General features: G+C 49.9%; 7 protein-coding genes. 1 reads left to right on the forward strand and 6 read right to left on the reverse strand.

Translation table 11 applies throughout. The features are described 5' to 3' along the window. Both FYJ85_RS19650 and FYJ85_RS19655 read right to left on the reverse strand, forming a co-directional pair. Positions 1–292: DUF4372 domain-containing protein (locus FYJ85_RS19650; RefSeq protein WP_154420399.1), on the reverse strand; the 292-nt coding region annotated here is incomplete at its 3' end. A gap of 66 nt (positions 293–358) precedes the next feature. Next, positions 359–3295: a YobI family P-loop NTPase gene (locus FYJ85_RS19655; protein ID WP_154420401.1), complete on the reverse strand. Its 2937-nt coding sequence runs from the start codon at positions 3293–3295 to the stop codon at positions 359–361. Positions 3296–4158: 863 nt separating this feature from the next. On the opposite strand from FYJ85_RS19655, the gene FYJ85_RS19660 reads away from it, so the two are divergent. After that, the gene (locus FYJ85_RS19660; RefSeq protein WP_154420403.1) at positions 4159–4560 is read left to right on the forward strand and encodes a site-specific integrase; all 402 of its coding nucleotides are present in this window, start codon (positions 4159–4161) and stop codon (positions 4558–4560) included. Here FYJ85_RS19660 and FYJ85_RS19665 read toward each other — a convergent pair. The 4 genes from FYJ85_RS19665 to FYJ85_RS19680 are packed head-to-tail and all read right to left on the reverse strand — an operon-like array spanning position 4527 to position 12324. Then, positions 4527–5411, reverse strand: coding sequence for a metallophosphoesterase family protein (locus tag FYJ85_RS19665; RefSeq protein ID WP_154420406.1), 885 nt, complete (start codon positions 5409–5411; stop codon positions 4527–4529). The genes FYJ85_RS19660 and FYJ85_RS19665 overlap by 34 nt on opposite strands. A 9-nt stretch (positions 5412–5420) precedes the next feature. Beyond that, a complete protein-coding gene (locus FYJ85_RS19670; protein WP_154420408.1) occupies positions 5421–7217 on the reverse strand; it encodes a glycoside hydrolase family 36 protein in 1797 nt (598 codons plus the stop codon). Between the two features lie 4 nt (positions 7218–7221). Beyond that, positions 7222–11544 carry a hypothetical protein gene (locus FYJ85_RS19675; protein ID WP_154420410.1) on the reverse strand — a complete coding sequence of 1441 codons (4323 nt, stop codon included), beginning with the start codon at positions 11542–11544 and terminating at the stop codon, positions 7222–7224. An 18-nt stretch (positions 11545–11562) separates the two neighbouring features. Beyond that, positions 11563–12324, reverse strand: a complete 762-nt coding sequence (locus FYJ85_RS19680) for a type II secretion system protein (RefSeq protein ID WP_106055125.1) — start codon at positions 12322–12324, stop codon at positions 11563–11565. Positions 12325–12329 lie beyond the last annotated feature (5 nt).

The raw sequence follows: 12329 nt of genomic DNA on the forward strand, positions 1-12329 counted from the left end.
CGAACATTTTCGGAGAGCGATGGGCATTGGCGTACGACAAGTTGGATTTGGTTGGAGCGGATTCCACTCCAAGATGATTCAACTTGCCTCCGCAGGTTTTCAAACCTCCGCAAATCTCTCGCAGACTATTGGCCTGCGCCAACTGGCAGAAGATCATCGACACAAAATGTGCCCAACTGTCAAAGGACTGTTTTCGCTTGTCTCCATTGTGTTTCATGACTATTTCTTCAAATTCTCGCTTCGGTATCAAATCCAACACTTGACGAAAAAGACTGACTGATGTATTTTTCATTACGGAGCCTCCTTGTGGTTTAGGCAACCGTAATATACTATTACGGACAAGTTGGCTCCACTTTTTTCACCCCTTCAAAAGTTTGTTAGGACAGGTGTGTGAAAAAATATTATGCCAGTTGCTTTTCATTAAGTTGTTTTTGATAATTGCATTTTTTACCTCATTTTCAGATATTAGATGCAAATCTGCCAGAGGAGTCTTTTGGCATGATAGGTATAAAATTCTTATCTCAAGAGATATATTAGAGTTATTCAGAATGGTCGTTATAATAGATTGATCATCACTTTGCTTACAATTCCCTAAAATGACATTATTAAAATATTCAGGCCAATTATTATCGATATAATCAAGTAATTCTGGCAACATTGATTTTTTGACATAGGAATAATTTGCTTCTTGAAAATCTATAGAGTTAAATTCTTTTCCCATTTTTACTTGCAATACAACTTTTAAGACTTGAGTATTCAATGCATATGCATTGGTTCTATAGATATAATCAAAAACACGCAATGCACTTTGCGTTTCCGGTAAATCAAGGTTTTCAAATTGAATCTCTAATTTTTCAATCGCGTTTATGCAAGCATCTGGATTATTATGAACATCAATAAAACTAAAAACATGATCCATTTGAGTAAAATATGTTTTTAACGAACCGGTTTTATTTAATGCTTGTAACTGGTCATGGCAACCATCAAATAAAATTGCAAGATATTTATCTTTTCTTGAGAACGGCAGATCGGCTTGCGCTTCAATAATCTCCCAAAAATCTTGTCGGCTTCTGGTAATTATTCCAAAAAGCTTTTCAGGCCTGGAGTTAGGGTGATCAATATAGGCATCAATAAATTTCCTGCTTTCCATATCCAGCTTGGCTAACAATTGAATCATGGCATTACGCTTTTCAACCCATTTATCATTATCTGTAATTAATAATTTTGTTAGCAAATCAAAATTTAAAATGTATGATTTATCAAAGTACTGGATTTGCAATCGATCTATTATATTCTTTGTGTTTGCCAACTGGTAATTCCATGAAACTGGATTTTTACCAATAACAGACATCACAAATTCATTGTCTACAGAAGTGAGGCTTCCTTCATGAAAAAAAGAAATATAAGTATGATAATTTTCATCAATATATCCATTCCCAAGGAGAAAACCAATCAGCGATTTCAGTTTGGAATTCTCTTGCTTCAGTGGAATAGCTTGATTCGAAATCAATTCAGCTACCGTTATTGTTTTTAGCTTTGCCTTTTGTTTTTTGAGTTCAACAATCCTATTCTCTATTTCCTTTTTATTTTGCTCGTGAGTACGTTCAATTATTTTTTCTCTTTCGGAATATTTTCCATTTTTATCCTCTATTTCAGAAAAAGCAATATTCTCATCTTGATTTCTATAGCGTGAATAAAGATGGAGATATAGTGGCTTGGCTGAATATAACTGTTGCCACAAGCTATCTTCAGTACAATTCCAAAGAGGATATCGATTATCTAATGATATCTCAATGCATTGATCCGCATATTCATTTGCAATAAAAGATAAATAAAGTAATCGCAGTTCAGTTTTATTCTTTATCCATGTTTGTTCTGCTAAAGCAAGTTTATTATTTAGATCAGTCAGCTCTTTACTCAAGCATGTATCTTTTTCCTTTATATATGCAGATTTTTCTGAAAGTATACTCGCAAGGATACCTGAATTGTTGTGTAATAAAACAAAATCATCAGGGTAGAGATTTTTATAAACAATCATTCCAAAAAGTTTTTCAGGAATTAATTTTCCATCATTTAATACTTTATGGTAAAGAACATACTCATTACAAATCCCAACCAATAAACGCATTGAATCAATGAAAATCGAAACTTCCGATAAAAAATCCTTTGAAGGAATTGGAGATATTTCTTTATGCCGCACAAAAAAATCAATTAACTTATCTCCTGAATTTGAAATATTTACAATAGGAACTACAGGGATCATATAATCAAAAAACTTCGTCCTACTTTCATCTTTAAAAACATCATCACGCAATGCATAAATGAAAACGATACGATGTCCGATCTGTCTGGCATTGTTTAAAATCAAATTTATTTCACGCAGTTTTTGAAAGATCAGAACACTATCAAACCGATCAAGATCTTCAAAAATAACAGTATCAAACGCACCCGATTCAAAATAATAAATGATTTCATCCATATGCCGATTTAAGATAGAGGATGCATCCGCTTGGGATATTTCAAGCTCAACATTCGGAATATTTATTTTGAGCCAGCTCAATCTACTACAAAACCGAACAATCCAACTTATAAAAATAATAATTAAAATGAAAGAAATTATTTGAATGGAAAGAACTGGCCAAAGTAAGTTATAGTTGGAGACATATGCACTATATAAATCTGAGTTGATGAAAGATAGCCCACCCATCAGCACAATACATCCAGCGAGTACATTAAACACAATAGTGCGTTTGGCAATATTCCATATCCGACGAAAGCGAGAATATGGAATTTCGTTTGGTGGCGTATGGTAAATTAACTGCTGAAGAATACTTAGTTCTAATTGTCTTTGCAAAATATTACTGTTATCTCGATTTTCATTCCCATCCATATCATGTTCATTATCGACACAAAATGAAGCAAGCGAAATGTTAACAGTCTTACTTCTGTAGTAAGGGTTCCTCTTCAAAAAAGTTTTTATAATTGAACTTTTTCCAGAACCGTATGCACCCGCGATTGCAATGTTTTTCACATTAGGATCGTATAATGCCGATAATAACATTTCTTCATATGGTTCGATTTTTTCATAATAATCCACTGGAGCCAAATTGTGATATGGTGTTTCATCAATGTTCTGTGAATTCTTCTTCCAGTAACATTTATGCATTAGCCATTGCTGTATTCTATTCTTATATGCTAATCGAGAAAATAAATATATAGCAATACTTGCCCCAGTGAAAGTACAGAAAACCAAGAAAGAATTTTCCGTTAAATATTGAATCATATTTCTATACATCTGTTTTATTCCTTGGAATATTTATCCATGCTGCTTGGTAAAGCTATATACTTGGGCAAATATTACTTTCTGTGGAAGCAGGTACCGTTTTGCGGTTAGTAAATTGATTGGCAGTCCGATACAATATAATATCAGATTTGTCAATGACTGTAAAATAGCATTATAGAACGATGATTTCAACCCAAATGAGATTTTCAGAAAACTAATACTGGATTGATTTTCAGAAAGATCAGAATTGCACCGCACGTAATTTTAAAGAAAATTATTTTAAAATCAATTTTTGGGCCATCCGAGAAAATGTGAGTTTATATTTGAAGGAAAGCACATCTAGCTACCTGAGCTATTTTATCTTTTAAATTAAGGCTTTGCAAATTTTCGGACAGTTCTGCACACGATTTTGTGCTCGGTTGCGAAGAAGTACTTCGACATAGCCTCCTGTGTCAATTCATCAGAAATCATGATGGTTCAGAGAGGGAATCTCTGTTCAACTGCGTGGGAAAGAAGTATCGCTACCGTTTCCGTTTCTAAGAACACCGTTGTACTTTCACGGAAGAAACCATCGAAGCGGATATCGTCGGAACATATCGTCAGGCTGAAATTGCGCTTCAGGAATGATTTTCTGGCATTTATGAAAGCGACTTATCCGGAGATCACCGCCATGACGGCGGTTCGGAAATGCCATTGCAAAAGTTATGTTGCTTACCTGATCAGTCAAAGATGTCACATTTCAGGCCCAGCGTAACGATGGAATCATCCGCGCCGGTTACAGGCAAGAATACAAACTGGTCGGCAAGACCATTCATGCGATCTTCCGGGATGACGAACTTTCGGAGTTCTGCCGTCCGCTGTTTCTGGTTGCCGCCGTGACCGATTTAACTGAAGGTGACATCTGTACTTTGAAATGGGATGAGATTTCATGGGCAACCCGGATGATCTTCCGCAAGCGCCGCAAAACCGGCGTCGATATGGCGATTCCGATTCTGTCGGCTTTGGAGAATTATCTGAAAACTCTTCCGCGATACGGAGAATATGTATTTCCGGTACATGCCGAAATGTATCTGCACGATGCTTCGCTGGTTTCGTACCGAATCAAGCGTTTTCTGGAAGGGCTCGGAATCAAAACGACGAAAAAGCCGGAAGGCCGCCGGGCGATCAGCGTCAAGGATCTGCATTCATCACTGCTTTATAATCTATTGGTATATCATACAGGATTGCTTGTGATGATGGCAGGTCAACTGATTTCAATGATCGTGCCGCAGCCATAATACCCTCCGCCCGCCACAAACTGGGGAAGATTCGCAGCAAGTTCATCCATCTGGTTGCGATGAGCGTGGACGTGTCCCGCCAGTACCGCTTTCAGCAAAGGTTCGCTTTTCAACCGCCGGACAAATTTCAGTGTCACGGCATCCGTCGGAGCGTATCTGCAACCGGCACTCGGAAGATTCTCCGGGATGGCGCACAAGCTGAAATCCCTGACGTTTTCCTCATCCCGAAGCATCGCAAGCACTCCGGGCGTATAGATCGGAATGTGAATCAGCAGAATCATCGGCAGCCCCCTGGCGGCTTCCGCATTAAAGAAGTCGAATGATTCCTCCGGGAAAAATCCCGAGCTGTTGTCAATGGCGATAAAGTTGACTCCGCCGATGATTCTGGAAGCAAAATCGAGTCTGTCGGCAAAAATTTTCGGAACTTCCCTGCGTGCTTCCTCCTGCTCCTCCGGGCTCTCCGGATGCTGGCCGGAATAATTGGTGTATTCGTGATTTCCCGCACACAGGAAACAGTTCACTCCGGCCAGCTCCAGAAGCCGTTCCGCCGCCTCAAGATTGGCGGGAGAATAGAAATCAATCAGATCCCCGGTATGGAGCAGCAGGAGACCGTTTCGTTTCGCGTAAAGGAGCGCATCCAGAAAATAAGTGACGTTGCGCCCGACATTGGCGTAAACGTATTCTCCCCAGCGCCGAAGCGCCACATCGTATTTGGCCCGGCAGTCCCGGCCGTCGGAAAAGAGCAGATGGGTATCCGAAATATGGAGACAGCGCAATCTCTCCTTCAAGCCGACCTGAAGTGTGACGGTGGAATACTCCGGCGAGGCGGCAATTGGAATATATGACATCATTTTCCCCTTTCAGCGTTCAGAAATGAAATGCCGGTCGGCGCCGTCCGGCGTGAGCAATGCGTAACCGGTCGAAGGGACGGCGATTTCCCGTATTCCCGGTGAAAACGTTTCTTCCCGGAGGAGGGACCCGAATATGTCGAAAATCTTCACCGCCACACTGGATTGCACCCGCAGAAAAACACCGTCCCGCCAGCTTGCATTGACGACGACCACGCACCCGAGGCCGCGCGGCGGCTCGATCACCTGCCCGTCCGCATAAACGGCGATCAGCATTTCATCGCCGAGCGTGCTCGACACCACAGGATAGCAATGCTCCGGATGCGAAGCGCTTAAACGGCCTTTCAGCAGAAGTTCACGGTATTCCCCCGTAAATTTCAGATAACCGGCCAGCGCCCGCCGGACTTCCTCCGGCGCGTCGGCGAGCCGGACGGAAATCTGCGGCACGGAGAAAAGCGTATTCAGGAGCTGGCGCAGAATGACCGGAACTTTTTCCGCGGGATGCCAGGTCATCATATCGGCATGAACCGCCGTCGGAACAGCAGTCAACCGCAGATCGACGGTGCGCATGCGGTTCTGGAATTCATCTCCGGGGCAGTCCTGCGCCCGAAGAATATTGCAGTGCTGCCGGATGGACGGCCCGCTGTAAAACTGCCGGAACTCGATCAGCACGTCCTTCCGGAGGCTGCACAATTCCGAATGGATCTCATCAAGCAACCGGTCAAGCGCCATTTCCAGAGAACGGAAATCCCGTCCGGCGGCATCTTCTTCCCCCATCGGATCTTTCCTGCCCAGCAGGTGGACCTGATCGATGAAATCCAGTTTCAGGCCCGCCAGCCCGTAATCCGACACCAGCCTCCGGCAGACTCCGACGAGGTGCCGCCGGACTTCCGGGAAACGCGGATCGAGAATGGCAAACGAATCGTTTTCGAGCAGGTATTTTCCCCGGAATTTCTCGTAAACGGCGGCGCATTTTTTCCCGACGAACGGAAGCCCGACCCAGAGAAGGCATTCGACGCCATACTCCCCGCAGCGTTCTGAAAAGGCCGCAAGATCGGGAAATTTTGTCTGATCCGGCAGCCATTCCCCCGTAGAGGACATGTCATCGCCGCCGCCGTTCCCGGCGCATTGCCAGCCGTCGTCGATGATGATGTTTTTCAAACCGGCGGCCGCCGCTTCCGGAAGTTCCTTTTCCAGTTCGGCCTGAGAAACCTCCTTCTGAAACTGATACCAGGTGGAGTAGACCGGAAGGAAGGCCGATTCCGGGACCGGTGCCGGAGCATACTGCCGGGTCTGCCACTCTGCCAGATCGGCGAGCACACAATCGTATGCCAGTTTCCGGCGGTCGATTTTCACTTCAAAGGAAAATTCGACAGCCGGGTCGGAAGCGGTCGTATTGAAGAAAAGTTCACACTCGATATATTCTCCCGACACTCCGCAGGTCGCCAGCACCGTCCGGCAGCATTCGGAACATGCGAACGCCAGGCGGTTCCGACCGGCTTCGTTCGCAAATACGTAAAGCAGCTGATTGTGGGTGACGGCATACGGAAATTTTCCGCCGTTCCACCAGCCGGGGAAAAAATGGTGGCAGTCGGTCATATTTCTGCGGGGCATCCACTTGATCTGCATGTCCCGCCACGGGACCCGGAACTCCAGACGGCAGGCGGGAAGCCTGCCGGGCTGAACGTTGCGGAAGTGGAATCCGGCAATACAGATTTCCTCCGCTTCCCGGCGGCATGTGTAATCGCACGTCCATCCGTCCGCCAGGCCGGTGAGCCGGAAATCAAACCACGGTGTCTGAAAGTCCATAAGATCATTTCTCCAATGTGACGGCAAGAATGAGCGGAACACCTCCACCCGCGGAAATCGCCTCAATGGATTCCAGCCGGGCGGTTCCCTGCTGATCGACACCCTGCGCCGTCATGCCTCTGGCCCGGACATTGTTCTCCCAGGCGAAAACATATCCGCCGACTCCTTCGCCCCATTGTCCCGGAGCCGCAGCTTTAAACAGTCCGCTTGCCAGTGCCGCCGGAAGATATTCCAGAGAATCGCTTCCCGGCTTGGCTTTCCATTCGCCGATTTGCGCACGGTTGAAAACCTCAATATCCCGCGTCTGCCCATCCGTGAAATGCAGACGGTAGGTCAGCACCCGACCGTTCCGGCTGTAACAGCTTCCGTGCAGGAAGAAGATGCGGCGGAACGAACCGTCTCCGGGAACCGGAATCCGAACCGACTGCGGCTTCTGCGGTCTCTCATGACCGCGCAGCATGACAAGCCCTTTGGCATTGAACGTGAAAGGAACTCCGCAGATTTGAACCGGCTTTCCAGCCGCCGGGAATTTCCAGCGGTCCTGCCGCGCATCCGGCAGAGAGTCGTTCAGCGGCTGGTTGACCACTTTCGTCAGGTCGACCTGTACGCACCTGCCGACTTTGAACTGCCGTCCCGGTGTTTGAACGGCGGGCTTTCCGGCGGGAGCCGGTGCGGGAGACAGCGAAACGGTCGGCTGAATCGTTCCGCTGAAAGGAGACGGTTCCGGCAGTTCCGGCAGTTCGATGCGGACGACCGCCGCGCCTTTTGGAATCGGAATAGAATAGTCGCATCCCCATGCGCCGGCGGTAAACTTCGCCGGAGTCTGATTGACCGAAACGGCATCCGGCTTCACCTGAGAAACGATCACCAGCGTGTCATCGGTTTCCGCTCCGAGCTCAATTCGTGCCGTGCGCGTTCCCCGGTCGTAGGAGCCCTGATAGAGCCGCATTCTGCCGAAATCCCCGATCCAGACCGGATCATTCTGCGCGATGATGTGCGGGAGTGAGTTTACCCGCAGCGGCCAATCCCAGAAGTGACTGCCGCCGTGATATTTTTTCCATGCTTCGGCAGGAACGGAAGACGGGCCTTCATCGGCGAGATAATCCACGGCGAAGGTACGGTACATCTCCCGCACCTCCTCTTTCGGAGCGCGCAGAAACGCCATGAGCTTCAAAGAGTTGTGCGCGTTGCAGATGCGTGCTCCGTAGGCGGGCGACACCAGGTAATCCGGCTGGAAGAAGCCGGGCACGCGCCGCTTCTGCTCGTTCAGGATCGCCAGCGTGCTTTCCGGCAGGAAACGCGTCAGCATGCCGAAGAACGGGTGGTCATAGCTGACGCATCCGGCCAGCTGCCAGGGCGCATTCCACGCATTGGGATTTTCCGGTTCCCAGTCCAGCGTGAAAATTCCCCGGTTGTCCACTCCGAAATGCCAGCCGCCGTCGCCGTCCGGCCACTCTTTCCCGCCGGTGTTGTGCAGATGCCGTGCAACAACCGGAATATTGGGATTGAGAAGCGCGGTTGTCGAAGCGGTCTGCTTGGCGGCAAAATAGAGCGCGTTGTCCTCCAGTTCCTCATCTTTCATCGCCTGCGCCAGACGGTACATGATGGAGTAGCACCGGAATCCGTCCCCGTACATATCGCTGGAGAGGATGATGCCCGTATTCGTACAGTTCATGCCGGGGGCGCGCCAGGTCTGGCAGAACGGAACGGCGGAGTAATACTCCCGCAGCCGGTTCCAGTGCCGTTCCACCAGGTCCCACCGGCCGAACCACTTGCCCTGCGCCAGCGGAAACTGCAGCAACTGCATGTTGAATGCCGTCATGTCTCCTTTCATGGGGGAACCGTGACGGAAACCGCGCCAGCCGGCGAGCCATGCGCTTTTCCCGGTCGCCGGTTCGATATGAAATGTCGGGATCAGCCAGCTTGCGTCGCCGCGGGCCCGGCCGTAGAAGGCTTCTCCTCCCGCAATGCGGTCGAGCTGTCCCGGAGTCTGAAAGACATTCAGCGTTTTCCGGCTGCGTTCATCCATCAGCAGCCAGCCGTGCATCAGGCCGAGCGCCTGGTCGGAGAGATGGTTTTCCCGCCACTCGTCGGAGATGGAGCGTTCGCTGATGACGCGGTTGTACTCGGCGATCAGCTCCTCCTCGCCGTCGGGCCGCAGCGGGATGCGATCCAGCAGATCGGGAGCTTCCAGCCGGTAACTCAGCAGTTTCCCCTTTCGGAAACGGAAAGGTCCGAATTTGGTCATCAGCGGGCTTTTCTCCAGCGGGTCACATCCGGCAATCGAACTCTTTCCCGATAAAGCCTGGCTGAAAAGCGGGGGAAAAGGGACATATTCACTTGCCTGCGGAGCCAGTTTCACTGCCGAAATCACACGGTTCCAGACCGTGATCCGCCCTTCGCGGTCATTGGCATGAAATTCCTCCATTTCAAGCGGAAAATAAGTCAGCAGGGGAACAACTGCGGCAATCTGTCCGGCCACCTCTCCCGGAACGGCCTGCCAGCTGCCCCATGCGGGGTCCTGCGGAGCCGCGCCGTACAGAGTTGCCGCGGCGAACTTGCCGACGCCGCCTTTCCGCCCGATGCGCAGACTTCCATCTGTGACGCGCAGTGAGTGCGGCCGTTTTTCAAATACCAGCAGAACCGGCATCTTGGCTGCCGGATTCTCCCAGCAGAGGACGAGCCAGTTCGCGCTGAGCCGGGACGGGTCAAAGTGTTCCACAGGAAAAATTCCGATCTTTCCGTCACACTCCGCGATGATCCCGGCCGGAGCGCAAGGATATTGAAGCGTGTTGTCGGAGACGGCGACGGTTTCGGAAGGGAAATCATAGAGGACTCCGGGCGCCAGCGCGCTCCAGTATGCGGTAACATCATGTTTCCGGCTGCCGTCAAGAGCTTTGAACTGAAATTTCCGGACGGAGTGAGTCCATGAGCCGCTCTCCACGCTGCTTTCGGCGGAAGTCATGCCCGGAATGTCGAACGAAACACTCCAGCCGTCCTTACTGTCCGTATATGGCTGGAATTCATTGCCGGAATCGGCATAAAGAGAGGTCCCGGTCGTATTGGTGCAAAGAAGCGTGTGCCAGCTGCCTTCAAAACCGAACACTCCGACCGCATAGGTTCCCGCGCCGGGCCGGACGACAGGCGAACGCCCGTCGCGGATATACACGGCACGCGCGAATTCCCCGCGCAGTTTCGTCCCTGCAAGGGAATGAAGATAGCACTGATAGAAATTCCCGGCGTTGTAATCATTCCGCCACGTCTCTTTCAGGCGCGTCCAGCGTTCCTTCAGTTCATCCGTGCTGATGGAACTCCCCTGCGAGTTGCGGAATTCCGCGAGACGCTGAAACGCCTGAAACTCCCGGTCCAGTTCCAGCAGCGACGCACCGAGCCGCGCGCGCTCCTCGGCAAGGGCGGTATAATAACCGACCGCCCGTTCGATTTCGACCGGATAAACCGCGGTACCCGTTTTATGCAGCTTCAGCAGTTTCTGCAATGCCGTGATCTCGCTGTCGGCGGATGAGTGCAAGCCGAATTTTGCAAGTCCCTGCATGTTGGTGCGCCAGTCGGTGAAACGCGCCGCAAGCTCTTTCGGAAGCCGCTCGATCCGTCCCTTCCGGTCCCAGCCGCAATAATTGGGGCTGAGCGCATTTCCGGCGAATCCCTGATAAAGATTCATCAGGAAGTCACGGTATTCATCGGCCTTGCCGAGCCGCTTGCGCCAGCTGTCGAGCATCTGCTGAAATTCAAAACTGTTCGGCGAAAACCGGGAAAGCACCACAAAACCCAGATCGGCCTGCTCGTTTTTGAGGGCCTCCGCGGACTTTTCCGGTACGGCAGGCTTTTCGCCGGGACGTGCGGTATCCACGGTGATTTCCTCAATCCACAGTTCACCGGTCACTTCGCGCAGGCCGCAGATCAGCCAGCCGTCAAAGTCGGCGGGAGCATCGAACGAAAACGAAATGGTTTTCCAGTCGAAATCCCCGCTCAGATCGAACGGCTTGGAGAATTCTTTCCATTGTCCGGAAAAATTTCCCACCAGCATGAGCCGGACTCCCTGCCAGTATGCCTGCGACTTTGAAATGCCCTTCCCCCTGATCTTTGCGCTGAACGTATAATGCTTGCCGCGTTTCGCCTTGAAAAAGAGCTGCGCTTTGGGAAACGAGTCTTTCTTTGTGTCCGTGCCGTTCAGATAAAAGCCGCCGTCGCGGAATTCCGCCTGCTGTTCCAGACGCCATTCCCCCCGCGGCGGGAAAAGGATGTCGGGAACCGCCCCCAGATACAGCGGCAACAACACAAGAGCGGAAAAAGTGATATTTTTACGCATTGTCCAATGCCTTTTTCATCAGAAACTCAAATCCCGCTGCCACTTCGTCCCGACACTCACGGAGTGTACGCTCCCATCCGCCCGGCAGTAGTTGGCCATGCGCGAGGAGCTGTGATTGTATCCCAGCGGACGGGTCTCCCCGATGTCCATCGCGTGTGTCCGGGTGCAGTCATAGTTTTCCGCGCCGCAAATCGGGGCAGCCGGATAGATTGTACCGTCCGCCTTTCTCTCCATCTCGATGAAGAGAACGCTCCTGCCCGGCAGTTTGGAGATCCGGTGGTAGGTCACTCCAGCACCGGACTGCGCCCCATTTCCGTTGCACTCCATCCAACCGGACCCGGAGTCGGTCGACTCACGGGAGTTCAGCAGCGCCGCGTAACTGCCGGTGTAATACATATTTCCGTCCGCCTTGTGCGGATACACAACATCTGCCGGACAGCGCATCAGGTTGGGCTTTTCATGGTACATGATTCCCCAGGCCTGTTTGTCCGTTTCGGCCAGTCCCAGATACGGAATCAGATAGAGATCGGGAATTCCTGACCATCCCGACGTATACGCGGTCAGTTTGGTGTTGTGATTGTAGGTCGGCAGAAAATCGTCGTTGTCATTGCAGTACATGTACACCCCCTGGCCGATCTGCTTCATCTGGCTGATGCACGAGGAAGCCCGCGCCCGGTCCCGCGCCTGATTCAGCGCCGGCAGCAGCATTGCGGCAAGAATCGTGATGATCGCTATCACTACGAGCAGTTCAATAAGAGTGAAATTCCATCTCTTTCCCATGATTA

This window comes from Victivallis lenta (assembly GCF_009695545.1).
Taxonomy (GTDB): Bacteria; Verrucomicrobiota; Lentisphaeria; order Victivallales; family Victivallaceae; genus Victivallis; species Victivallis lenta.